This is a genomic window from Streptomyces sp. NPDC001728, assembly GCF_040297565.1.
Classification (GTDB): domain Bacteria; phylum Actinomycetota; class Actinomycetes; order Streptomycetales; family Streptomycetaceae; genus Streptomyces.
Genome location: NZ_JBEOZK010000029.1, coordinates 24,842 through 47,660, shown reverse-complemented (window position 1 = coordinate 47,660; position 22,819 = coordinate 24,842). Strand labels below are relative to the sequence as shown.

The 22,819-nt window shown below is 73.1% G+C and carries 22 protein-coding genes and 1 pseudogene; 10 read left to right on the top strand and 13 right to left on the bottom strand.

All coding sequences use genetic code 11. From position 1 onward, the window contains the following. Positions 1-21: 21 nt before the first annotated feature. From ABT154_RS31275 to ABT154_RS31260, 4 genes are all read right to left on the bottom strand, one after another. Positions 22-2,580 (bottom strand): FtsX-like permease family protein, encoded by a 2,559-nt coding sequence (locus ABT154_RS31275; protein WP_351861372.1) that lies wholly within the window; start codon positions 2,578-2,580, stop codon positions 22-24. Continuing rightward, positions 2,577-3,449: an ABC transporter ATP-binding protein gene (locus tag ABT154_RS31270; protein WP_351861370.1), complete on the bottom strand. Its 873-nt coding sequence runs from the start codon at positions 3,447-3,449 to the stop codon at positions 2,577-2,579. Before ABT154_RS31270 ends, ABT154_RS31275 begins: the two co-directional genes overlap by 4 nt. Continuing rightward, a complete protein-coding gene (locus ABT154_RS31265; protein WP_351861368.1) occupies positions 3,446-3,766 on the bottom strand; it encodes an SHOCT domain-containing protein in 321 nt (106 codons plus the stop codon). Before ABT154_RS31265 ends, ABT154_RS31270 begins: the two co-directional genes overlap by 4 nt. Before the next feature lie 286 nt (positions 3,767-4,052). Then, positions 4,053-4,817 carry an SAM-dependent methyltransferase gene (locus tag ABT154_RS31260; protein ID WP_351861367.1) on the bottom strand — a complete coding sequence of 255 codons (765 nt, stop codon included), beginning with the start codon at positions 4,815-4,817 and terminating at the stop codon, positions 4,053-4,055. Between the two features lie 101 nt (positions 4,818-4,918). Between ABT154_RS31260 and ABT154_RS31255 the strand changes: the two genes are divergently transcribed. Continuing rightward, complete coding sequence (locus tag ABT154_RS31255) at positions 4,919-5,389, top strand: SRPBCC family protein (protein ID WP_351861365.1); 471 nt, start codon at positions 4,919-4,921, stop codon at positions 5,387-5,389. Positions 5,390-5,466: 77 nt separating this feature from the next. Here ABT154_RS31255 and ABT154_RS31250 read toward each other — a convergent pair whose 3' ends face one another. Next, positions 5,467-6,693 (bottom strand): ROK family protein, encoded by a 1,227-nt coding sequence (locus ABT154_RS31250; RefSeq protein WP_351861363.1) that lies wholly within the window; start codon positions 6,691-6,693, stop codon positions 5,467-5,469. Positions 6,694-6,820: 127 nt separating this feature from the next. Here ABT154_RS31250 and ABT154_RS31245 point away from each other — a divergent pair, with 127 nt between their 5' ends. Together ABT154_RS31245 and ABT154_RS31240 are read left to right on the top strand one after the other, a co-directional pair. Further along, positions 6,821-8,059, top strand: a complete 1,239-nt coding sequence (locus ABT154_RS31245) for an MFS transporter (RefSeq protein WP_351861362.1) — start codon at positions 6,821-6,823, stop codon at positions 8,057-8,059. 86 nt (positions 8,060-8,145) lie between these two features. Further along, on the top strand, positions 8,146-8,910 hold the full coding sequence (locus ABT154_RS31240) for a maleylpyruvate isomerase family mycothiol-dependent enzyme (RefSeq protein WP_351861412.1): 765 nt from the start codon (positions 8,146-8,148) through the stop codon (positions 8,908-8,910). 118 nt (positions 8,911-9,028) lie between these two features. Here ABT154_RS31240 and ABT154_RS31235 read toward each other — a convergent pair whose 3' ends face one another. The 4 genes and pseudogenes from ABT154_RS31235 to ABT154_RS31220 form a co-directional block, all read right to left on the bottom strand. Then, complete coding sequence (locus ABT154_RS31235) at positions 9,029-9,694, bottom strand: response regulator (protein WP_351861360.1); 666 nt, start codon at positions 9,692-9,694, stop codon at positions 9,029-9,031. Beyond that, positions 9,691-11,007: a sensor histidine kinase gene (locus ABT154_RS31230; protein WP_502969630.1), complete on the bottom strand. Its 1,317-nt coding sequence runs from the start codon at positions 11,005-11,007 to the stop codon at positions 9,691-9,693. Before ABT154_RS31230 ends, ABT154_RS31235 begins: the two co-directional genes overlap by 4 nt. A gap of 77 nt (positions 11,008-11,084) precedes the next feature. Further along, positions 11,085-11,303, bottom strand: a pseudogene (locus ABT154_RS31225) (aldo/keto reductase); the annotation flags it as partial. Positions 11,304-11,414: 111 nt separating this feature from the next. Further along, a complete protein-coding gene (locus ABT154_RS31220) occupies positions 11,415-12,110 on the bottom strand; it encodes a TetR/AcrR family transcriptional regulator (RefSeq protein ID WP_351861356.1) in 696 nt (231 codons plus the stop codon). Between the two features lie 173 nt (positions 12,111-12,283). Here ABT154_RS31220 and ABT154_RS31215 point away from each other — a divergent pair, with 173 nt between their 5' ends. Beyond that, positions 12,284-12,793, top strand: coding sequence for a nitroreductase family deazaflavin-dependent oxidoreductase (locus tag ABT154_RS31215; protein ID WP_351861354.1), 510 nt, complete (start codon positions 12,284-12,286; stop codon positions 12,791-12,793). 52 nt (positions 12,794-12,845) lie between these two features. Here ABT154_RS31215 and ABT154_RS31210 read toward each other — a convergent pair whose 3' ends face one another. Further along, positions 12,846-14,231 carry a geranylgeranyl reductase family protein gene (locus ABT154_RS31210; protein ID WP_351861410.1) on the bottom strand — a complete coding sequence of 462 codons (1,386 nt, stop codon included), beginning with the start codon at positions 14,229-14,231 and terminating at the stop codon, positions 12,846-12,848. A 473-nt stretch (positions 14,232-14,704) separates the two neighbouring features. Between ABT154_RS31210 and ABT154_RS31205 the strand changes: the two genes are divergently transcribed. Further along, positions 14,705-16,069: a dipeptidase gene (locus tag ABT154_RS31205; protein WP_351861352.1), complete on the top strand. Its 1,365-nt coding sequence runs from the start codon at positions 14,705-14,707 to the stop codon at positions 16,067-16,069. Between the two features lie 99 nt (positions 16,070-16,168). Further along, positions 16,169-16,870: an MBL fold metallo-hydrolase gene (locus tag ABT154_RS31200; RefSeq protein ID WP_502969629.1), complete on the top strand. Its 702-nt coding sequence runs from the start codon at positions 16,169-16,171 to the stop codon at positions 16,868-16,870. 52 nt (positions 16,871-16,922) lie between these two features. Here ABT154_RS31200 and ABT154_RS31195 read toward each other — a convergent pair whose 3' ends face one another. From ABT154_RS31195 to ABT154_RS31185, 3 genes are all read right to left on the bottom strand, one after another. Beyond that, positions 16,923-18,173: an MFS transporter gene (locus ABT154_RS31195; RefSeq protein ID WP_351861350.1), complete on the bottom strand. Its 1,251-nt coding sequence runs from the start codon at positions 18,171-18,173 to the stop codon at positions 16,923-16,925. 202 nt (positions 18,174-18,375) lie between these two features. Next, positions 18,376-19,410 carry an NUDIX hydrolase gene (locus ABT154_RS31190; protein WP_351861348.1) on the bottom strand — a complete coding sequence of 345 codons (1,035 nt, stop codon included), beginning with the start codon at positions 19,408-19,410 and terminating at the stop codon, positions 18,376-18,378. Then, positions 19,407-20,234, bottom strand: coding sequence for a hypothetical protein (locus tag ABT154_RS31185; protein WP_351861346.1), 828 nt, complete (start codon positions 20,232-20,234; stop codon positions 19,407-19,409). Before ABT154_RS31185 ends, ABT154_RS31190 begins: the two co-directional genes overlap by 4 nt. 19 nt (positions 20,235-20,253) lie before the next feature. Here ABT154_RS31185 and ABT154_RS31180 point away from each other — a divergent pair, with 19 nt between their 5' ends. From ABT154_RS31180 to ABT154_RS31165, 4 genes are read left to right on the top strand one after another with little or no spacing between them, the layout of a single operon-like run. Continuing rightward, positions 20,254-20,550: a PPC domain-containing DNA-binding protein gene (locus tag ABT154_RS31180; RefSeq protein ID WP_351861344.1), complete on the top strand. Its 297-nt coding sequence runs from the start codon at positions 20,254-20,256 to the stop codon at positions 20,548-20,550. 56 nt (positions 20,551-20,606) lie between these two features. Next, on the top strand, positions 20,607-21,527 hold the full coding sequence (locus ABT154_RS31175) for a hypothetical protein (protein ID WP_351861342.1): 921 nt from the start codon (positions 20,607-20,609) through the stop codon (positions 21,525-21,527). A gap of 29 nt (positions 21,528-21,556) precedes the next feature. Further along, positions 21,557-21,952 (top strand): hypothetical protein, encoded by a 396-nt coding sequence (locus ABT154_RS31170; RefSeq protein WP_351861340.1) that lies wholly within the window; start codon positions 21,557-21,559, stop codon positions 21,950-21,952. Positions 21,953-21,970: 18 nt separating this feature from the next. Further along, the gene (locus ABT154_RS31165; RefSeq protein ID WP_351861338.1) at positions 21,971-22,705 is read left to right on the top strand and encodes a 2'-5' RNA ligase family protein; all 735 of its coding nucleotides are present in this window, start codon (positions 21,971-21,973) and stop codon (positions 22,703-22,705) included. Positions 22,706-22,819 lie beyond the last annotated feature (114 nt).

The following is a 22,819-nucleotide window of genomic DNA, read 5'->3' as shown; positions in this document are numbered from 1 at the left end:
CGGGCCCGGCCCCCGCCGTGCTCACTCCGTGGCGATCGCCCGGAGGATCTCCAGCCGGGCCGCCCCGCGGGCCGGACGCCCTGCCGCCACGGCCCCGGCTAGCAGCCCGACCAGCGCCACGGCCGCCAGCCGCACCACGGGCAGGGCGAAGACGAACGCGCTGTCGCCCGAGCCCTCCGAGGCGCGGACGAGCACCCATCCCAGGAAGCCGCCGAGCGTCAGCCCGCCGAGCGTGCCGAACGCGGCCACCAGGACCGACTCCCACCGGACCATGGCCCGCAGCTGCGCCCGGGTCTGTCCGACGGCCCGCAACAGGCCCAGTTCCCGGGTGCGTTCGTGGACGGACAGGGTCAGCGTGTTCGCGATGCCGAGCAGGGCGATCAGGACGGCGAGGGCGAGGAGCGCGTAGACGAGGGTGAGCATCATGTCGATGCCGCCCGCGGAGGACTCCGCGTACTCCTCCCTGGTCTGCACATCGGGCCTGCCGTACCGGTCGGCGACCTCCGTCACCGCCGCCTTGCCCCGTTGGGCGGTGACACCTTCCGCGAAGGAGACGGCGACCAGCCGGTCGGCGTCCTGGGTGCGGTGCGGCGCCCACGCCTCCCGGGTGACCAGGTAGTCGCCCGCCAGGTCGGAGCGTTCGTAGACCGCCCGGACGGTGAAGGTGCGGCGGGTGCCGTCCGTGAACGTCAGCACGGCCGTCCGGCCGGGGCTCAGACCGGACGAGGCGGCCTCGTCGGCGGCGACGGCCAGACCGTCCGTGCCCAGGCCGGTGAGGGAGCCCCGTACCGCCCCCAGATCGAGGGTGCGGGCGAGCGCGGCCGGGTCGGTGACGGTCAGGGCCCGGCCCCGGCCGTCGACGTCGGCCACTCCCCGCCCCAGGCCGACGGCGGTGTCCACCTCGGGCAGGGCGGCGACGGCGGGCGCGAGACCCGGGCTGAGCCCGGCGCCGCCCGCACCGAACGAGGCCCCGCTGATGGCCACGTCGCCCGCGAAGGAACGGTCGACCGTGTCGTCCATCGTCGCCTTGAGGGAGGCGCCGAAGACGGTGAAGAGGGTGACCACGGCGACGCCGATCATCAGGGCGGTGGCCGTGGCGGCCGTACGCCCGGGGCTGCGCAGCGCGTTGCGGCGGGCGAGGCCCCGGTTGGCCCCGCGCAGCGGGCGGCCGAGGACCCGGAGTGCGACCGAGGCGGCGACCGGTCCGAGGACCACGAAGGCGGCGACGGCGAGCGCGGCGCCGGTGGCGGCGAGCCAGAGCGAGGGCGCGGCGAGCACTCCGGTGAGGACGGTGCCGACCGCCACGCCGAGCAGGGCGCCGCCGGTCAGCACGCGCGCGCGTGAGGTGCCCGAGGTGTCGACCCGCGTCTCGCGGAGCGCGGCGAGCGGGGCCGTACGACCGGCCCGTACGGCGGGGAGCAGCGCCGAGCCGGCGCAGACCGCGAGTCCGACGGCGAGCGGGAGCACCAGCGAGGTGCCGGACACGACGAGGTCGCCCTCGGGGAAGGGGAATCCGACGGCCGGGAAGAGCGCCTGGAGTCCGGCGGCGACGCCGACCCCGGCGAGCAGCCCGCCGAGCGAGGCGAGCAGACCGATGGCGAGCGCCTCGACGAGGGTGCCGGTGACGACCTGGCGGCGGGCCGCGCCGAGCGTGCGCAGCAGGGCGTTCTCGCGGGTCCGCTGGGCGACGAGGACGGCGAAGGTGTTGTGGATGGTGAAGACCGAGACGAGCACCGCGACCCCGCTGAACACCAGCAGGAAGGTGGTGAAGAGGCTGAGGAAGCGGCCGGAGACCATCTCCGTGTTCTCCTCGGCGGCCCGCTGCCCGGTGATCGCCTCGACCCCGCCGGGCAGGGCGGGCGCGAGGGCGGTGACCAGTTCCTCCTGGGAGACGCCGGGCCCGGCGCGTACGGCGATGCTCGTCGCCTCGCCGGGGCGCGCGGTCAGGTGCTTCTCCGCGTCGGCGCGGGTGAGGCCGGCCCAGGTGACCTGGCCCATGCCGTCCTCGCCGCCGAAGGTGGCCAGACCGACGACGGTGACCTTCACCGGGTCGGGGGTGCGCAGCACCGTCGTGTCGCCCAGTCCGAGACCGGCCGTCTTGGCGGCGCCCCGGTTGACGACGATCTCGCCGGTCGCGCGCGGGGCACGGCCTTCGGCGAGCTTGTACGGGTTGAGGGCCGGGTCGTCGATCCAGTTCCCGGCGAGGGTGGGCGGGCCCTTGCCGCCGACGGGGGTGCCGTCGGCGGCCAGGAGCTGGCCCGCGCCCTCGATCCGGGGCGCGGCGGCCACGACCCCGGGCACGCGCGCGAGGCGCTCGGCGAGCGCCGCGTCGACGGGGCCCCGGGTGCCCTGCGCCTCGCCCGGGGCGGTCACGGTGACGGCGCTGCGGACGACGGCGTCGGTGCCACGGGTCGCGCCGGTGAACAGCGAGTCGAAGCTCGCGCGCAGGGTGTCGCCCATGACGAGGGTGCCGGTGAGGAAGGCGACCCCGAGGAGCACGGCGGCGAAGGTGCCGAAAAAACGGCGCCGGTGAGCGCTGAGGGAGGAACGGGCGAGGCGGAGGGCGGCGGGGGTTCTCATGGCGCCACTCCCCCGGTCGCGAGGGGCGCGGTCGCGGGCCGGTGGCCGGTCGCGGGTGTCGGCCCGCCCTCGAAGGCCTTCATACGGTCGAGTACGCGGTCGGCCGTCGGGGCCGTCATGCGGTCGACGAGCCGGCCGTCCGCGAGGAAGATCACCTCGTCGGCGTGGGCGGCGGCGACCGGGTCGTGGGTCACCATGACGACCGTACGGCCGGTCTCCCGTGCTGTACGGCCGAGCAGCCGCAGCACCTCCTCGCCGGAGCGCGAGTCGAGGTTGCCGGTGGGCTCGTCGGCGAAGACGACGTCGGGGTCGCCGGCGAAGGCGCGGGCGACGGCCACCCGCTGCTGCTGCCCGCCCGACAGCTCGCTCGGCCGGTGGTGGAGCCGGTCGCGCAGCCCCACGGTGTCGACGAGCCGGTCGAACCGCTCACGGTCCACGGTGTGCCCCGCGAGGTCGAGCGGGAGGGTGATGTTCTCGGCGACGGTGAGCGTCGGCAGCAGGTTGAACGCCTGGAAGACGAAGCCGATCCGGTCCCGCCGCAGCAGGGTGAGGCGGCGGTCGTCGAGTGCGGAGAGGTCGGTGTCGCCGAGGAGGACGGCGCCGGAGGTGAGGGTGTCGAGCCCGGCGGCGCAGTGCATGAGGGTGGACTTGCCGGAGCCCGAGGGGCCCATGACGGCGGTGAATCGGCCGTCGGGGAAGTCGACGCTCACCCCGTCGAGGGCCCGGACCTCGGTGTCGCCGCGCCCGTAGACCTTGACGGCGTCGACGACGCGCACGGACACGGGCCCGGCGGGAGTCGCCCGAGAGGCGGCCCCGGCCGGGGGCTGCGGGGCGGGCGGGTACGGGGACGGTGTGCGGGGCGTGGTCATGCCCGACGCCCCTTGGGGTCCGTGGTGCGGCCGAACTGCTCCTCGAGGACGGTCAGCCGGCGCCAGTACTCGTCCTCGTCGATCTCGCCGGCCGCGAACCGGTGGCCGAGCAGGGCGATCGGCGAGTTCTCGTCCGGACCACCGTCACGGCCGAGGGATCCCTCGCGGTCGAAGCCGCCGTAGGGGCCGTGACCGTATCGGCCGCGCCGCCATCCGGCGCGCCGGGCGACGGTGACGATCCCGACGATCGCGACGGCCCAGACGAGGGGGAAGAGCAGGGCCCACGGGCCGGGGCCCGCGTAGGCGAGTGTGTTCATGAGGGTTCAGCTCCTCGGTGCGCTGTGGTGATGTCCTGCTTCGAGCCTCTCGCCGGGAGGGGGTTCGGGGCGTCGTACGGGCAGCGGCTTCGCGCGTACGACGGAGGGAGTACGAGGGGAGTACGAGGGGAGTGCGAGGTGGGGGTACGCGGTGGGGGTACGCGGTGGGGGTACGCGGTGGGGGTACGCGGTGGGGGTACGCGGTCACCGAGGGAGGGCCTTCCTCGGTGACCGCGATCGATCTGAGCCCGGGGACGCGGGCGCGGGCCCGCGTTCCCCGCTGGGGTCAGGCCACGGCGACCAGCGTGAGGTACGCGATGCCGAGGACGCCCCGGTAGCCGTTGACCCAGGTGGAGCGCTGCCGGTCGACGCGCTCGCGCGTCTCGGCGGCGAGCGGGTGGTCGGGGTGGGCGGCGAGCCAGACCTCGGTGTCGTAGCGGTAGCCCGACTCGAACTCCTCCCACTCGTCCTGGCTCGCCGTCTCGATCCACGCGGGGCGGAAGCCCGCCTCGATCGCGAGGTCGACGAGGGCGCCCAGGCTCAGGTGGTCGCCGCTGTGCGCGCCGGGCCACATGCCGGCCAGTTCGGCCTCGGTGGGGGCGTGTTCCCAGAAGCCCTCGCCGAGCACGACCCGGCCCCCGAGGCGGACGAGACGGCGCAGTTCACGCAAAGCGGCGGCGGGGTCGTGCACCTCGGGGTCGCAGAGCGCCTGGCTGGAGCCGAGGCAGAGGATCGCGTCGACGGGGCCCCGCTCGGTGCCGAGCGCCGACTCCTCGACGAACTCGACCCGGTCGGCGAGTCCGCGCGCCTCGGCGAGCTTGCGGCCACGGGCCAGGTCCTCGGCGTTGATGTCGATCCCGATGCCCTTGGCGGTGGGCGCGGCGTCCAGGACGCGCAGGAGCAACTCGCCCCAGCCACAGCCGATGTCGAGCACGTCGGCGGGCCCGGTGGCGGCGAGGCGCTCGATGAGGCGAGCGGCCCTGGCCTCGGAGAGCGGGCCGTGGAAAGTGAGACTGCCGAGGCGCGGAGGAAGATCATTTTGGGTGGTCACGGAGCGGAACGGTACGTCGTCCGGGCCCGCTCCCCCAGCGGTTTTCGGCCGGAGGGGCCGAAGAAGCGCGGTGCGCGCAGACTCGTCCTAGCCTGGAAGGCGTGTACAGCACTCGCGTCTCCCGCCATGTCGACGCCCCGCCCTCGGCCGTGTACCGGGCCCTCCTCGATCCGGAGGCCGTCGGGCGCTGGCGGGTGCCGTACGGAATGACCTGCGAGGTGCACGACTTCGACGCACGCGAGGGGGGCGTCTTCCGGATCTCCCTCACGTACGGGGCGGAGGAGGGCGGAACCGGCAAGTCGGGGGCCCGCACGGACACGTACCACGGGCGCTTCGTGGAGCTGCTACCAGACGAACGGGTGGTCGAGGTCACCGAGTTCGAGACGGGCGACCCCGGACTGCGGGGCCCGATGACCCTCACGACCACGCTGATCCCGATGGAGGGCGGGACCGAGGTGGTCCTCGTCCACGAGGGCGTTCCCGACGGGATCCCCGCCACCGACAACGAGACGGGCACCCGCATGGCACTCGACCGCCTGGCCGCGCTGGCGGAGGGCCGGCCGGAGGTGTAGCCGCGGGCACCTGACGGGCACGATGCGCGCACCGGGCGTTCCGCCCGCTCAGGCCGGTTCGGACGACTCGGGTCGACTCAGACCGCTTCGCGGCTCAACGCGGCCAGCGGGTCGTCCAGGACCGGCTGCCAGGCCAGCTCGGCGGCGCCCACGAGGCTGTTGTGGTCCAGGGTGCAGGGGAGGATCGGCACACCGCCGCTGCGGCCCCAGAGGCTGCGGTCGGCGACGACCGCGCGGAGGCGCTCGGGGTCGGCGTCGAGGAGTTCCCGGTGGAGGCCGCCGAGGATGATCCGGTCCGGGTTGAGGATGTTCACCAGGCCCGCGAGGCCGAGGCCCAGACGGTCGATCAGCTCCCCGACGGCGACCCGGACGCCCGGGTCGTCGGGGCTGGTGCGCAGCAGGTCGCGGGACTGCTGGAGCAGGGAGACCTCGGGGCCGGGGGTGCGGCCCGCGACGGTCAGGAAGGCCAGCGGGTCGGTCTCGACGTCCAGGCAGCCCCGGCTGCCGCAGTGGCAGGGGCGTCCCTCCGGGTTCACCGTGAGGTGGCCGACCTCCAGGGCGAGGCCCGAGCTGCCCGTGTGCAGGCGCCCGTCGAGGACGAGCGCGCCGCCGACGCCCCGGTGGCCGGTGGCCACGCACAGCAGGTCGCGGGCGCCGCGCCCGGCGCCGTGGCGGTGCTCGGCGAGGGCGGCGAGGTTCACGTCGTTGCCGGTGAATGCGGGGCCTTCGATGCCGGCGGCCCGTACCCGCTCGGCGAAGATCTGCCGGACCTGCGCACCGGCGGGCCAGGCGAGGTGCAGCGGGTTGAGCGCGGTGCCCTCGGGCTCGGCGACGGCGGAGGGGGCGGCGAGCCCGGCGCCCACGCAGCGTCGGCCGCTCTCGCGGAGCAGCGCGGCACCGGCGTCGACGACGGCGCCGAGGACCTGCGCGGGGTCGGCGGAGACGGTGACACAGCCTGGGGCGGTGGCGACGATGGTGCCGCCGAGGCCGACGAGTGCGGCGCGGAAGCCGTCGGCGTGGACCTGGGCGGCGAGGGCGACGGGGCCCGTCTCGTCGACGGCGAGGCGGTGCGAGGGCCGGCCCTGGGAGCCGGCGGCGGCGCCGGGGTTGGAGTCGACGCGGATGAGGCCGAGGGCCTCAAGTTCGGCGGCGACCGCGCCGGCGGTGGCGCGGGTGACGCCGAGTTCGGCGGTGAGGACGGCCCGTGTCGGCGCCCTTCCGGTGTGCACCAGTTCCAGCGCGGGGCCGAGCGCGTTGCGCCCCCTGTCCAGCCGTGTCCGGGTCGTCGTCGCCTTGCCGTTCATGGGGGCGAGTCTCCCACGATCGGGCGGTACGACGGTCCCGTACCCCGGTGGGCGCACGGTCCCGGCCCGCGTTCCCGCGCTGCCCGCACGGTTGATTCCGGCCGCCGTCGCCCCCTATCCTTAGTTTGTGCCGCTACTAAACAAAGTGCGGACGGCCGTATCGGGGGGTTCCGGCGGAGACACCGCCACCGACCCCCTGCCCCGCCTCCGCGCCGCCCTGACCCTCTTCTTCGCCCTCGACGGCTTCCTGTTCGCCGGCTGGGTGGTCCGGATCCCCGCCGTCAAGCAGCAGACCGGCGCCTCGGCCGGAGATCTCGGCCTCGCCCTCCTCGGGGTGTCGGCGGGCGCCGTGATCACCATGACCCTGACGGGCCGGCTGTGCCGCCGCTACGGCGCGCACACCGTCACCGTGGTGACCGCCGTCCTCCTGTCGCTCTCCGTCGCCCTGCCGGCGCTCACCCGCTCCCCGCTCGCGCTCGGACTCGTCCTGCTCGTCTTCGGCGCCGCGTACGGCGGCATCAACGTCGCCATGAACAGCGCCGCCGTCGACCTCGTGACCGCGCTGCGGCGCCCGGTGATGCCGAGCTTCCACGCCGCGTTCAGCCTCGGCGGCATGCTGGGCGCGGGGCTCGGCGGACTGCTCGCCGGAGGCCTGTCCCCCACCGCTCATCTGCTGGGCCTCACGGGCGTCGGGCTGGTCCTGACCGCCGCCGCCGGGCCCGTACTCCTGCGGCACCCCTCCCCAGCCACGCCGGAATTCCTCGCGCCCACGCCCGCCCCCGGGGCCGGCGGTGGCGCACGGCCGTCCGGCGCGGCGCGGCGCACCGTGCTCGTCTTCGGGGTGATCGCGCTCTGCACGGCGTACGGCGAAGGCGCGCTCGCGGACTGGGGCGCGCTCCATCTCGAACAGGACCTCGGCGCGCACCCCGGCGTCGCCGCCGCCGGGTACTCCGCCTTCGCCCTGACGATGACCGCCGGGCGTCTCTCCGGCACCGCCCTGCTCGAACGCCTCGGCCAGACCCGCACCCTGGTCGCGGGCGGCGCGACGGCCGCCGCCGGGATGCTGCTCGGCGCGCTCGCACCCACCGTCTGGGCCACGCTCCTCGGCTTCGCGGTGACCGGTCTCGGCCTCGCCAACATCTTCCCCGTCGCCGTGGCCCGCGCGGGCGCGGTGGCCGGACCCGGCGGGGTGGCGACGGCGTCCACGCTGGGCTACGGAGGGATGCTGCTCGGCCCGCCGTCCATCGGCTTCCTCGCCGACCTGATCTCCCTGCCCGTGGCGCTCACCACGGTCGCGGTGCTCGCCGCCGGAGCGGCGGCGATGGGCTACTGGGCACGGAACGCCGGAGAGTCCAGGGCGGGTTGAGCCCTCGCCACAGGTGTCGGGAACTCCGGCGTTCCGGCCTCCGGGCTGCGAGAATCGGCGCCATGGACGAGAACACCGGGGGAACCATGAAGATCGCGGAGCACATCGACGCCCTGGAAGAGGCCGGCCGGGCCCTCGCGGACGCGGCGGAGAAGGCCGGGCCGGACGCGGAGGTGCCGACCTGCCCCGAGTGGCGGATCAGGGACCTCCTCCGGCACACGGCGAAGGTGCACCGCTGGGCCACGGACCTGGTGGTCGAGCGGCGCACCTCGCCCCTGCCGCCGGCCGGAGGACCGGAGCTCGACGGCGACGCGCTGCTCGCGTACTACCGCGAGGGCCATACGGCCCTGGTGGCGGCGCTCCGGACGACGCCGGAGACGCTGGAGTGCTGGACCTTCATGCCCGCTTCGTCGCCGCTGGCGTTCTGGGCGCGGCGGCAGGCCCATGAGACGACCGTCCACCGCGCGGACGCCGAGTCGGCGCTCGCGGCCGGCCCCGGGCCGGTGGACCCGGCCGTCGCCGCAGACGGCATCGACGAGCTGCTGCGGGGCTTCCACGGCCAGGACCGCAGCCGGGTCCGTACGCCCCAGCCCCGGACCCTGCGGATGCGGACGACGGACACCGGCGACACCTGGACCGTACGCCTGTCGGCGGACGAACCGCCCCGGACGGAGCGCGAGGACGCGGCGGCAGCGACGGGGAGCGCGGCGGCGGAAACGCCTGACGCCGAACTGAGCGGCCCCGCCGACCGGTTGTACCTGACGCTCTGGAACCGGCTGCCCGTCGAGGCGGTGACGCTGACCGGCGACGAGGGACTCGCCCGGCTGTGGCGGGAGACCTCCGGGATCTGACGCCGGGATCCGGCTCCGGGATCGGACCCCGAGCCGACCCCGAGCCGACCCCGACTTGCCCCGACCGCCTTCGAGCCGGCCCGGAGCCGACCCCGCGCCGGCCCCGGGCGGCCCCGCCTCAGCCCAGCCAGCCCGGCCGCACGAGCCCCGACTCATAGGCGAGGACGACGAGTTGGGCGCGGTCGCGGGCGCCGAGCTTCACCATGGCGCGGCTGACGTGGGTCTTGGCGGTGAGCGGGCTGACGACGAGGCGGCGGGCGATCTCCTCGTTCGACAGTCCGATCCCCACCAGGGCCATCACCTCCCGCTCCCGCTCGGTCAGCACGCCGAGCGCGGCGGTGGCCCCCGGCGCCTTGGAGCGGGCGGCGAACTCCTCGATCAGTCTGCGGGTGACGCCCGGCGAGAGCAGGGCGTCACCGTGGACGACCGCACGGACGGCGCGGAGCAGTTCCTCCGGCTCGGTGTCCTTGACGAGGAATCCGGAGGCCCCTGCACGGATCGCCTCGAAGACGTACTCGTCGAGTTCGAAGGTGGTCAGCATGACGACCCGGACCTCACCGAGGTCCGGGTCGTCCGTGATGCGCCGGGTGGCCTCGAGGCCGTCGAGCCGGGGCATGCGGATGTCCATGAGGACGACGTCGGGGCGCAGGGTCCGCACCCCCTCCACCGCCTCGGCGCCGTCGGCCGCCTCGCCCGCCACCTCGATGTCCGGCTGGGCGTCGAGCAGGGCGCGGAACCCCGCCCGTACCAGCGACTGGTCGTCGGCCAGCAGCACACGGATCACGAGGTCTCCTCGGTGCGGATCGGGAGTACGGCGTGGACGCGGAAGCCGCCGTCCGGGCGGGCGCCCGCCTCGATGGTGCCGCCGAGGGCGGCGGCCCGTTCCCGCATCCCGGCGAGCCCGTTGCCGCTGCCGCCCGCCTCGGTCCCGGTGGCGGGGCCCTCGTCGTCGACCGTCAGATCCACCCGGCCGGAGCCGTACTCGATCCCTACCCGGGCCGTACGGGAACCGGAGTGGCGCACCACGTTGGTGAGGGCCTCCTGCACGATCCGGAAGGCGGCGAGGTCGGCGCCCGGCGGCAGGGCCGTACGCGGTCCGCTCGTCGCCACGGCGACGGTGAGACCGGTGGCGGCGGCCTGTTCGACGAGTTCGGGGAGCCGGTCGAGCCCGGGGGTCGGGGCGCGGGGTGCGTCGCCGGGCGTGCGGAGGGTGTCGAGGACCTGGCGCACCTCGCCGAGCGCCTCCTTGCTGGCCGCCTTGATGGTGGTCAGCGCGGTGCGGGCCTGCTCGGGGTCGGAGTCGAGGAGGGCCAGGCCGACGCCCGCCTGCACGTTGATCACGGAGATCGAGTGGGCGAGCACGTCGTGGAGCTCCCGGGCGATGCGGAGCCGCTCCTCGTCGGCGCGGCGCCGCTCGGCGGCGGCCCGCTCGGCCCGCAGCTGCGCCCGCTGCTCGCGCCGCACCCGTACGGTCTCGGAGGCGGCCAGTACGGCGAAGGCGAACGCCGCCGCCGGGAGCTCCTGCCCCCAGGGCGCCGGTCCGTCACCCGCCGGGGGCAGCCACTGGTAGAGCCAGTGCGAGAGCAGCAGGTGGCCGGTCCAGAGGAGGCCGAGGGCCCACGCGGCCGCGGTGCGGTGACCGCGTACGACGGCCGCGAAGCAGGCGACGGCGATCAGGACGAAGACCGGGCCGTACGGGTATCCGGCCACGAGGTAGCCGAGGGTGACGGCCGCGACGGTGAACACCACGGGTACGGGCCACCGGTAGCGGAACAGCAGCGGCGCCGCTCCGAGAAGCAGCAGGGCGCGCCCGAGCGCGTCGACCGCCTCGCGGTCGGGCTGGTTGCGGGCGGCGAAGCCGGTCCCGGCCATGACGATCAGGGTGATGACGACGGTGGAGCGCCAGGGCAGGCCACGGCTGCCGGAGCGGCGGGGGTGGTGGGGCTCCCGGCCGTCGAGCCGGGACGCCGCGATGCCGTGTTCGCGCCACCCGGGCCCGCGCCGCCGTCCGCTCGCGCGTTCGCGTCCGTGTGCGAGGGGTCCGTCCTCGTGCCGGTGCCCGCGCCCGCCGGTCCGCTCCTGGTCCATGCCCGCCACGCTAGTCGCGGGGGCGCTCCGAGGACGTCAGCCCGACGGGGTGGTCACGCGTACTTCCACCGGAGTAGACGGGCGGTTCAGCCGACGCGGCGCTGGGCGAGCCAGTCGACCACGGCGGGGTCGTGGTGGTCGACGAACAGGGTGCTGCCGGTGTCGAGGGTGGCGATGGCGGCCATCTGCTCGTCGGTGAGCACGAAGTCGAAGATGTCGAAGTTCTCGGCCATGCGCTCGGCGCGGACGGACTTGGGGATGGCGGCGACACCGCGCCGGGTCAGCCAGCGCAGGACGACCTGGGCCTGCTCGACATGACGACGCCCCAGACCGCACCGCCCGTACGGGACCGCACAGCGCCGCCACCCGTGACCGGCTGACGGGTGGCGGCACGGCACCCGGCCCCTCGTACGGGGTCAGCCGCGTGGCAGCAGGCCCACGTCCTGGCCGAGTCGGCGGGCGGCGGTCGCGAAGAAGGTGTCGCGGTCCTCGACGACCCGGTGGAACTGCCCGAAGACCTCGAAGGAGATCAGGCCGAAGAGCTGCGACCAGGCGGCCACCAGGCCGACGGCGAGCGCCGGGGGCAGGTCCGGGGCGATGTCGGCGGCGAGGCGGGCGGCCTCGGGGCGGAGGGCCTCCGGGAGCGGCGGGAGGGCGACGCCCTCGCCGGTGTGGGCGCGGCGGGCGATCTCGATGAGGACGAGTCCGACGCGGGCGGCGGGGGCGATGGTGTCCTGCGGGGCCGTGTAGCCGGGGACCGGCGAGCCGTAGATCAGGGCGTACTCGTGCGGGTGGGCGACGGCCCAGGCGCGGACCGCACGGCAGACGGCGGTCCAGCGTTCCAGGGGGCGCCGGTCGGCGGTCTCGGCGGCGGCCCGCTCGGCTCCGGCGCCGACGGCGTCGTAGGCGTCGACGATCAGGGCGGTGAGCAGGTCGTCGCGGCTCGGGAAGTAGCGGTAGAGCGCCGAGGACACCATGCCGAGTTCACGGGCGACGGCGCGAAGGGACAGCTTCGCGGCGCCTTCGGCGGCGAGCTGGGTGCGGGCCTCGTCCTTGATGGCTGCGGTGATCTCGATACGGGCGCGGGCGCGGGCTCCTCGAACGGTCGTCATGGAGAGCAGTGTGCCATTTCCGGAGCGCCGATACGAAACGAGAGCGCTGCTCTTGATTGTGAGCGGCGATGCGTGCACACTGATCTCAAGCGAGAGCAGTGCTCACACTTCGCTCCCGCCGCCGTCCCGACGCCCGTCGCCCCGCCGCCCCATCGCTTCCACAGGAGGAAGACATGTCCGCTAGCCACAGCGACTCCGCCCCCGCCGGCTCCACCCCCGCCTCACACGTCATGAAGCCCGGCTGGTTCACGGTGAACGTGTTCAACCGCGCGGTCGCCTGGGCGACCCGGCGCGGGTTCAGCGTCTGGGGCTCCCGGGTCCTCGCCGTCCGGGGCCGCAAGAGCGGCGAGTGGCGCCGCACCCCCGTCAACCTCCTCACGGTCGACGGCGTCCGCTACCTCGTGGCGCCCCGCGGCCACGTCCAGTGGACCCACAACATGCGCGCCGCGGGCGGCGGGCAGCTGATCCTCGGCAAGCACGTGCAGGAGTTCACCGCCGTCGAGGTCTCCGACGACGACAAGCCCGCGCTCCTCCGCGCCTACCTCAAGCGCTGGAAGGCCGAGGTCGGCGCCTTCTTCGGCGGCGTCGGCGCCGACTCCTCCGACGCGGAGCTGCGTGCCATCGCCCCCAAGCACCCCGTCTTCCGCATCACGCCGACGGGCCCCGCCACTCCGGCGGCATGAGCCGACCGGAGTGACGGAGCCCGTCCGCCGTACGCATCACATCCCGGGAACCTCAGACGGCCTCGGGAGCCCCCGGAGCCTCCTGGGCGTCCTTCGTGGCCGCGCCCTCGGCCGTACCGGAGGCCGTACCGGAGGCCGTACCGGAGGCCGTGCCGGAGGCCGTGCCCGCACCAACGCCGGCACCCGCGTCCGCACCCTCGCCCTCAACCTCGTCCGCCGGCGCCGATCGCTCCCTCTGCGCGACTCCCCGGCCCGCGGGGCCGACTCCGGTCGTCGTGTCCATGCGCTTGTCGAGGAGCTCCAGCGCGCGCCGGGCCATGCCGTTCGAGCGGACCATGCCGCCGAGGGTCGCCGAGCCGCGGGTGATGTCCGCGAAGGCGTTCCAGGCCGGCCGCAGTCCCGTTATCGTCGCGTGCAGCAGTCCCGGTCGCCGCTCGAAGACCGTGAGCATCCGCCGGCCGACGGCCATCTCGACGCCGAGCCCGGCCTTGATGGCGAAGGCGTAGTTCAGGGCCTGGCGCCGGGCGTCGACCGCGTCGTTGGCCTCGGCGACCCGTACCGCCCACTCACCGGCGAGCCGGCCCGAGCGGAGCGCGTACGAGATGCCCTCACGCGTCCACGGCTCCAGGAGACCGGCCGCGTCACCGCAGACGAGGACCCGGCCGCGGGAGAGCGGCGAGTCGTCGGTGCGGCAGCGCGTCAGATGGCCGGAGGAGATGGTGGGCTCGAAGCCGGACAGGCCGAGCCGGGCGACGAAGTCCTCCATGTACCGCTTGGTCGCGGCGCCTTCGCCGCGCGCCGAGATGACGCCGACGGTGAGCGTGTCGCCCTTCGGGAAGACCCATCCGTAGCTGCCGGGCATCGGGCCCCAGTCGATGAGGACGCGGCCCTTCCAGTCCTCCGCCACGGACGGCGGGACGGGAATCTCCGCTTCGAGGCCCAGGTCGACCTGACCGAGCTTCACCCCCACGTGGGCGCCTATCCGGCTGGCACTGCCGTCGGCGCCGACGACCGCGCGCGCGAGCACGGTCTCGCCGTCGGCGAGGACGACGGCGACGGTCCGCCGGTCCGGCACGGCCGGGCCGTGCTGTTCCACCCGGCTCACCGTGGCGCCGGTCCGCAGCTCGGCACCGGCCTTCTGCGCGTGCTCGACGAGCTGCGCGTCGAACTCGGGCCGGTTGATGAGCCCGAAGAGCATCTTGCGCGAGCGGCGGGTGCGGGCGAAGCGTCCGTCCAGGGAGAAGGTGACGGCGTGCACCCGGTCCTGGAGCGGCAGTTCGAAGCCGGGCGGCAGGGAGTCGCGGGAGGGGCCGATGATGCCGCCGCCGCAGGTCTTGTAGCGGGGAAGCTCCGACTTCTCCAGGATCAGCACCCGGCGCCCGGCCACGGCCGCCGCGTAGGCCGCGGAGGCGCCGCCCGGCCCGGCACCGACGACCACGACGTCCCAAACCTCGGCCGACTCCGCCGGCTCGGGGAACTCGGCCGACGCGGAGACCTCAGCCGCGTCGAACGGCTCGGACGCCACAGCCGACCCAGCCGCCTCGTCCGCCCCGTCCCCCTCGTCCGCCCCGTCCGACGCATCGTCACCCGGGGCATCCACCCCGGCCCCGGCCTTCTCCGTGGTCCCGTCCGGCGCCCCGTCCTTCGCCGGTTCCGTCGCCGCTGCCTCCACACCGATGCCCTCAGGAGTCGCGCCTTCGGGCGCGGTGTTCTCCGGACCGGCGTTCTCTGCGTGCTCGCTGCTCACGATGTGCTTCTGCTCCTGATCCGACCGGTGGTCTGCTCCTGACGCATCCTACGGCGCGGTAGCCAGGCGCCCGCGCCGTAGGATCGGCGGTGCGTTCGCCGTACCACGACATACGCCGATCGCCGTCCTTACGTCGTAACGTCGCACCCATCAGGAGCGTGCCCATGACCTCGAATCCGATCGCCGAGACCGTCCGGTCCCTGATGCCCCGGGCCAAGGCCGAGCTCACCGAGCTGGTGGCCTTCGAGTCGGTGGCGGACGAGGCCGTGGCGCCCCGCAGCGAGTGCGAGGCCGCCGCGAACTGGGTCGCGGACGCCCTGCGCGCCGAGGACTTCCAGGACGTGGCGCTGCTCGACACCCCGGACGGTTCGCAGTCGGTCTACGGCATCCTGCCCGGCCCGGCCGGTGCGCCGACGGTCCTGCTCTACGCGCACTACGACGTACAGCCGAAGCTGGACGAGTCCGCCTGGCACACCCCGCCGTTCGAGCTGACCGAGCGCAACGGACGCTGGTACGGGCGCGGCGCCGCCGACTGCAAGGGCGGTGTCGTCATGCACCTGCTGGCGCTGCGCGCCCTCAAGGCGAACGGCGGCGTCCCGGTGACGGTCAAGGTGATCGTCGAGGGTTCCGAGGAGCAGGGCACCGGCGGTCTTGAGCGGTACGCCGAGCAGCACCCCGAACTCCTCGTCTCGGACGCCATCGTGATCGGTGACGCGGGCAACTTCCGGGTGGGCCTGCCGACGGTGACCGCCACCCTGCGCGGCATGACGATGATCCGGGTGGGCATCGAGACCCTGGAGGGCAATCTGCACTCCGGTCAGTTCGGCGGCGCCGCGCCGGACGCGCTGGCCGCGCTAATCCGCGTACTGGACTCGCTGCGCGGCCCGGACGGATCCACCGTCATCGACGGGCTGCCCGGCGACAAGGCCTGGGAGGGCCTGCAGTACCCGGAGGAGGACTTCCGCAAGGACGCGAAGGTGCTCGCGGGTGTCGACCTGCCGGGCTCCGGCACGGTCGCGGACCGGATCTGGGCCCGCCCGGCCGTCACCGTGATCGGCATCGACTGCCACCCGGTGGCCGGCGCGACCCCGTCGATCCCCTCCTCGGCGCGCGCCCAGATCAGCCTGCGGGTGCCGCCCGGCCAGGACGCGGCCGAGGCGACGAAGCTGCTCTTCGCGCACATCGAGAAGCACACGCCGTGGAACGCGCGCGTGTCGCTGGAGCAGGTCGGCCAGGGGCAGGCGTTCCAGGCGGACACGTCGAGCCCGGCGTACGCCTCGATGGCGGACGCGATGCGGGTCGCGTACCCCGGTCAGGAGATGCAGACGGCGGGCATGGGCGGGTCCATCCCGCTGTGCAACACGCTGGCGTCGCTGTACCCGGAGTCGGAGATCCTGCTGATCGGCCTGAGCGAGCCGGAGGCGCAGATCCACGCGCCGAACGAGTCGGTCTCGCCCGAGGAGCTGGAGCGGCTCTCGGTCGCCGAGGCGCTCTTCCTCGTCAACTACGCCCGCTCGAAGCAGGCCTGACGGCTCACGGCCCACGGCTGATCCGATTCAGCGTTCGGCGAAGCTCGCCGAGAGCGTAGAGGCATACGGCGGACCTGCGCGGATGCGTAGGTTCGCCGTATGGCATCCATCGAACTGACCCGGATCACCCCTCGGTTGCACCTCCTCGACTACTCCATCGGCCAGGCGTACGTCTGGCAGGACGAGGAGGAGCTGACCCTGATCGACGCAGGCTGGGCCGGCACGGCGGACGGGACGGCGGCGGCGATCCGGGCGGCCGGACTGGATCCGGACCGGCTGCGCCGGATCGTGCTGACCCACTGCCACCGGGACCACGTGGGCTCGGCCCAGGAGCTCGCGGACCGGCACGGGGCCGAGATCCTCGCGCACCGGCTGGACGCGCCGGTGATCCGGGGCGAGGCCCCGGTCCCGGAGCCGGACCTCCTGGATTGGGAACGCCCGATCTTCGAGCACGGTGTGACCTCGCCGGAAGCCCCGCCGACCCGGGTGGACCGGGAGGTCGAGGACGGCGAGGAGCTCGGCTTCGGCGACGGGGCCGTGGCGGTCCACGGTCCGGGCCACACCCCCGGCTCGATCGCCGTCCATCTGCCGCGCCACGGCGTGCTGTTCACCGGGGACACGGTGGCCTCGGCGCCGGACGTGATGTTCGGCGTGCTGCACGTCGACCGCCCGCTCGCCCTGGACTCGATGCGACGCCTCGCGAAGCTGGCCCCGTCGGTGCTGTGCTGCGGGCACGGGGCGCCGGTGACCTCGAACACGGCGGTGAGGTTCGCGGCGGCGGCGGAAGCGGCCCGGGCGTAGGGGTTCGGCTTGAGGAGTTCAGCCGTAGGGGCTTCTGGCACCTACTCCCTGGTCAACTCGTCGCTTCCGCAGCAATGCCCGGCTGCGGCCGGGTCCGCATACCCCAGCGGGCAAGAGCTGGGCCGGCAGCACCCAGCATCGCGAAGAACAACGCCAGCAGCAGCCAGCCCGTCATGCCGAGGCCCAGCACCACCGTGGTGAGGATCGCGGGGGCAAGAGCCTGGCCCGCGTTGAAGCCGAGGCCGAGGACACCTTGGTACTGGCCCTGGGCATGGCGGGGGGCGAGACCGAAGCCCAGGGCGAAGCACGCCGAGGACTCCCAGACCTCTCCCAGGCTGTGGACGAAGATCGCCGCCAGGACCAGTCCCGCTGCCGCCCAGACAGGGGCGTACGCCGCCAGCGCCATCATCGGACAGCTGACGAGGAAGAGCAGCCCCGCGGTGCGCAACGCCCTGCCGCCGTCGTACGGGGTCTCGATTCGGGATCCGATCCTGGTCTGCATCAGTACGCAGAAGGCGGAATTGACTGCGAACAGCGCGGCCACCGTCCAGCGCGGCGCTTCGGTGTGCTCGGAGATCCAGATCGGCAGGAGCAGGGAGACCACCGGGTACTGCAGTCCCATGGCCCCGTAGAGGGCGGTGAACGTCAGGAACGGACGGTCCGCGAAGACGAGCCAGCGCCGCTGCTGCGGCGGCGCCGCCAGCACGGGATAGCGGGGCAGCAGAAGCAGAAGCACCGCGCACAGGGCGAAGCTCGCCGCGTTGCCGAGAATCAGCGTGACATAGGCGCCGCGGGTGTCCGCGGCCAGCGCCAGCCCGGCACCCAGCGTTCCCAGGATGACGCCGAGGTTGACGAAGGTGCGCAGCTTCGCCCGGAACACGGCCGGTCGCTCTCCCCCGACCCGGGCCACCAGAGCGCCCCACGCCGCCCCTCCGACCGCCGCGGCGATCTGGTCGACCGTCGCGATGATCGTGAGCGCGGCCCAGCTCTCGACGAGGACGAGGGCCGCCATCGATACCGCCTGGACCGCGAGGGCCACTATCATGATCACGCGTGCGCCGCGCCGGTCAGCGAGATGTCCCCCGGGTACCCCCGCGGACAAGCCGATCACTCCGGCGATGGTGAGCGCGGCGCCGACCTGCACCGCAGGCAGGCCCACGACCAAGGTGAAATAGAGCGCCGACGCCGCGTTGAACAGACCGTTGCCGACCCGGTTGACGAAACTGGCGGCGACCAGCACGCGCTCCGGCCCGCTGTCCCCCGCCATCCGGCCTATTCGACCTGCCACACTGCCCTTGATCATGGACCGCAGGCTAACAGCGCCGCAGAACCGGCCGCAGGCGTATGAAGATCGTGTGCCCTGACGGCGACGCAGGCCCCGACGCGTGTTCCGTCCCCTGAAGGCCGGTGTCGGCAAGCAAACGAATGACGACAGGCGAAACGAGGACGGGCGCCGCCCGGCCGTCCCGGCCCCGGAGCTGCCGGTCACCCTCGAGATGCCGGGGTCAGCCGACCGGGACGCCCGCCTCCAGGTTGAGGACCGTGCCGCGTTCGCGGGCGCGCAGGGCCCAGCGGAGGCGGCGGTAGCGGACGGGCGGCAGGAGGTCGGCGGCCTCCTCCTCGGTGACGAAGCGCCAGCCGCGGAGTTCGGCGCCGGGCAGATGGAGACGCGCGGTGTCGGCGGCGCCGAGCCTGCCGCCGTCGAAGAGCAGGCGCAGTCCTCCGTAGCCCGGGGGCCGGGGGCGTTCCCAGTCCACGAGCAGGAGGCGGGGTACGGCGTCCAGTTCGAGGCCGATCTCCTCGGTCACCTCGCGCATGCCCGCTCGGGCCGGTGGTTCGCCGGGTTCGACGACGCCGCCGGGGAACTCCCAGCCCGGTTTGTAGGTGGGGTCGACCAGGAGGAATCGGTCCTGCTCGTCGAAGAGCAGGACCCCGGCGGCGAGGGTCTCGCCGGTCGGCTCGGGGGTCTGGACGATGCCGCAGGGGGTGGCGAGGCCGGACCGGACCGCGTCGGCGACGGACCGGGCGGCCTCGGTGGCGGTGAGCGCCGAGGTGTCGAGGACGTAGGCGTCGCGGGTGAGCCAGTCCGCCGCGGCGCGGTAGGGCGCGATGTGCGCGTGGCTCCACTCCCGGACGCGGGCGTCGGTCTCGGGGTCGCCGTACTCCGCCCGTCCGTCGATGCGCTGTCGCAGGATCGTTTCCTCCGGAGCGAGCAGAACGTGGCGCACCTCGATGCGACGGGCGGCGAGCCCGCCGAAGATCTCGTCGCGGTACTCCTGGCGCAGCAGTGTCATCGGAACGATCAGGACTCCGCCGACCTCCGCCAGCAGGGCCGCCGCGGTGTCCACCACCAGGCGCCGCCAGATCGGCAGGTCCTGGTAGTCCTCGACCTCCGCGAGCCGTTTGGCCGGCAGGAGCCGGCGCAGTCCCCCGCCGGTGACCTCGGGGTCGTACAGCGTGCTGTTCGGGATCAGATCGACCAGTTCGCGTGCGGTTCCGGACTTCCCCGCGCCGAACGCACCGTTGATCCAGACGATCACTCGTACTCCAGGATGGGAAGGCCGCTGAACAGCGACGGAGCCGGATTCGCGGGACTGTCTGGGAGAGGCATGGGAAAGGTCGGCGTCCACAGCCCGGCCCCCACCACTTCCTTCTCCCACACTCTCTGGAAGTACCCAACTATCCGCTCCTCCATCGCGAGTGTTACCTCACTGTAGGTTCCCTCCACTCCCGGCAGCTCATGGCCCATCCGCTCCTCGACTGCCACCCGTGGGATGTCGCCCGGCTCATCCAACTTCGCCTTGCGCCAGTGCCGCAGCCGATAGATGTCCTCTCCAGCCATCTCCTCGGCGGACGGCAGTGCTGGCCGGGCCCACCGCTCGTACCGAGGCCGGGACGCGCGCTCCTCGGCGCCGTCCCGGATCGGAAACCAGTAGGTGTTATCGAAGTTCGTGCTCAACAGCGGCTTGCCCTGCATCGACAGGAACACCCACGGCTGGTCGTGCGACGCCAGGAGGGCCTGGTGCATCTCGTGCAGGAACGGCGGGATGACGATCGTCCTCCAGCTGTCGTACTTCGGCGCAGCCAGCACTGCTCTCTTGTCGGCCCGAAAGGTCTGGTACTGCACCCGGAGAGCGTGGAGGGACTCGTACCGCTGGAGGGCCTCCACGCGCAGTTCGGCGTCCGGCTCGGAGGCGGGCCAGTACGGCGAGGCGTAGCCTCGCTGCAGTCCGAACATCTCGCCCGGCGGCCGCAGTCCGGTGAAGGCGATGGTCCAGATGTAGGTCCACCCAGCGAATCCCCATACGTAGTAGGCGTTCTGGGCTGCCTGGTGCACGGATCGGGTGGACAGCTGCCGCTTCACTCGGCGCACCTGCTTCTTCTTGTACAGGCCTCGCCGCTTCTCCTCCCTAGAGGTCCTCGGCAGCGGAACTCTCGCCGGGGATGCCGAGAACGACCGCGTCGCGCCGCACATCCATGTCTCCGGCGGCGTCAAGGCGGACTCCGCTGGCGGACGGACGAGCCACCTCCTGGACGCGCCCGTCCAGTTCGTCACCGAACTCGGGATCGAGGAATGGACCTCTCCCACGGTGACCCGCCCGCGCAATCCCGACCTCTATGACGTGCCCTGCTCACCTTCGGGCAGAAGGGCCGATCCCGCGCGTCTGGCGTCCAGGTAGTCCTTCGCCGCCGCGCGCAATCCGCTCATCCGGAACCCAGCTTTGAAGGAGGAAGCATGGCCACCACACGCTTCACTCTCCTGGTGCAGGAGAGGCACTGGGACTCATACGACAAGTTCTGCATTCACTTCAGCGAGGCGGAGAAACGGGCGGCCGAACGGGAGAACGACCCTCGACTCGCGCGGGCTGATGTCTCCCGCAGTTCCTTCAACCGGTGGATGGGCCGCACGGGGACGTTCAGGGGTGCTCCTCGCCACGACGCCTACCTCGTCCTCCGATACATGTTCGACATGTCGCCCGAGCGACTGTTCGAGCAGGTTGAACCCGTCCCCCGCCCCTCCATCGACTTCACCACTGGGGCCACAGCTCCTCCCGCTCTGGCCCCTGAGTTCGATGACCCGCTGGCAGTTGTCGCGCAGACGCACAGGCTTACCAGCTCCAACGCCGATGCCCCCGTCCTCATGATGGTGACCCAGTCAATCGCCAGCATCGTGAGCCGGTACGAGGCGCTCGGACCGCACCAGCTGGCCGGTGAGGCCCGCCTCATCCGCGAGATGCTCCACGGAGTCCTCGGTGGTCAGCAGCCCCCTCGCGTGCGCGCGGAACTCTTCCGACTCGCCTCCCAGGCCGCTGGGCTTCTGGGGTACATGGCCGTCGACGCCGGCGCGCGGTTCGAGGTGGTCAACGCCTACTGCGCGGAGTCGGAGTCGCTGGCCCGCGAGATCGGCGAGGTCTCGATGCAGATGTGGGCGTCGGGCACCCGTTCGCTCGGCCTGTACTACCACAAGCGGTACGCGGAAGCCGACGATGCGGCCTCCGCCGGGATCGCGCTGGATCCGGACACCCCGCAGGCCATCCGGCTCGTCAACGGCCGTTCCCGCGCACTCGCACGTCCGGCGACCGCGGCGAAGCTGAGGCCGCCATCGGACGGGCACTTGATCTGTCAGATCAACAGCCATCGCTCCCCAACGGTCTGACCTCGTGCATCAGCTTCGACCCCTACTCGATGCCCCGGACGCTCGCGAACGCCATCACGACGCGCCTCTCGCTCGGCGACACGGCCGAGGTCGTCGCACACGCTGAGGAGATCGAGGACCTGGTCGAGCCTTCCCCCTCGGACTGGAGTCGCGCCCTGGTCGGCCTGGACGTGGCATCAGCCCCGCTGAAGCAGGACTCCCCCGAGGTCGAACATGCCATGGCCCTGGGCGGTAAGGCACTGAGAGCCGGCATCGGCCGGCCGATCAAGTCGGTCTGGGAGAGGGCGACGGAGCTGTACGTGGGCGCCGAGCGATGGCATGACGAACGCGTTGTAAGGGACTATGCGGATGAGCTGCGGAGCTGGCGGGCGCAGCCCCAGGCAGGACCGCTCGCCGAAGTTCCGCACGCCCGGATCGCCCCCTGAGAAGAACCGAGGAGCCCTGTGACGCCCGAGCTGGTGAACGACCCCAGCGCCTTCCCCTGCGAGCCACCGGCCGATCTCGACGATCCAGACGCGATCGTCGGACACGACTGGCACGCCTTCCAGGAGATTGAACGGATGGGCGATCACTGGGACCGTCCGGGATGGTCCGAACAGCAGCGCTCGTACTACTGGATGCTCACCTTCTCCGGAGCAACCGAACTCCTCGGCCTGACAGAACACTGCCAGAAGGCCCTGAACCACCTCGGGATGGATCCCGTCCCGAGTGACGGGCTGCACGTGACGATGCTGCGAGTCGGCCCTACGGACCAAGTGTCCGAGCACCAGGTCAAACAGCTCATCGACCTGACGCAGAACCTGCCCGTTCGAGCGTTTCATCTCCTTGCCCATCCGCTGACGGGCTCACGCGGCGCCGTCCGGTTCAGCCTCACGCCCTGGCGCCCCATGATCCAGCTCCACGCCGCTCTCAGCACCGTCGGCTATCAGGTCCGCATTCCCGGCGGCAGTCCCACGAACGCCTTCCGGCCGCATCTCGGGATCGCCTACAACAACCGGACACGGCAGGCCGCGCCCGTCGCTGATGCAGTAGCGCCGCTCCGCTCACTGCCACCCGCCGTACTGGACGTCACATCGGTGGAACTGGTGGAACTACGCCGGCAGGACGGGGCATACCGATGGCGAACCGTACACTCGGCCCCTCTGGTTCCCTCCCAGACCAGCACCCCGACCGAATGATCACCAGCTGGCCCGCGGCGCAGCGCTCTCGCCTTGACCGCCACGTCCAGGACGCGCGGTCGGCGGACCGCTCGACCGCGGCCACGTCACCCCCGACCTTCCGCCGTGGGCGGC

Coding starts and splice junctions, on each gene's coding strand:
- ABT154_RS31205 (WP_351861352.1), top strand. CDS start 14,705: ATGACCTCGAATCCGATCGCCGAGACCGTCCGGTCCCTGATGCCCCGG.
- ABT154_RS31270 (WP_351861370.1), bottom strand. CDS start 3,449: ATGACCACGCCCCGCACACCGTCCCCGTACCCGCCCGCCCCGCAGCCC.
- ABT154_RS31265 (WP_351861368.1), bottom strand. CDS start 3,766: ATGAACACACTCGCCTACGCGGGCCCCGGCCCGTGGGCCCTGCTCTTC.
- ABT154_RS31170 (WP_351861340.1), top strand. CDS start 21,557: ATGCCCCGGACGCTCGCGAACGCCATCACGACGCGCCTCTCGCTCGGC.
- ABT154_RS31240 (WP_351861412.1), top strand. CDS start 8,146: ATGAAGATCGCGGAGCACATCGACGCCCTGGAAGAGGCCGGCCGGGCC.
- ABT154_RS31220 (WP_351861356.1), bottom strand. CDS start 12,110: ATGACGACCGTTCGAGGAGCCCGCGCCCGCGCCCGTATCGAGATCACC.
- ABT154_RS31200 (WP_502969629.1), top strand. CDS start 16,169: ATGGCATCCATCGAACTGACCCGGATCACCCCTCGGTTGCACCTCCTC.
- ABT154_RS31215 (WP_351861354.1), top strand. CDS start 12,284: ATGTCCGCTAGCCACAGCGACTCCGCCCCCGCCGGCTCCACCCCCGCC.
- ABT154_RS31175 (WP_351861342.1), top strand. CDS start 20,607: ATGGCCACCACACGCTTCACTCTCCTGGTGCAGGAGAGGCACTGGGAC.
- ABT154_RS31195 (WP_351861350.1), bottom strand. CDS start 18,173: ATGATCAAGGGCAGTGTGGCAGGTCGAATAGGCCGGATGGCGGGGGAC.
- ABT154_RS31250 (WP_351861363.1), bottom strand. CDS start 6,693: ATGAACGGCAAGGCGACGACGACCCGGACACGGCTGGACAGGGGGCGC.
- ABT154_RS31275 (WP_351861372.1), bottom strand. CDS start 2,580: ATGAGAACCCCCGCCGCCCTCCGCCTCGCCCGTTCCTCCCTCAGCGCT.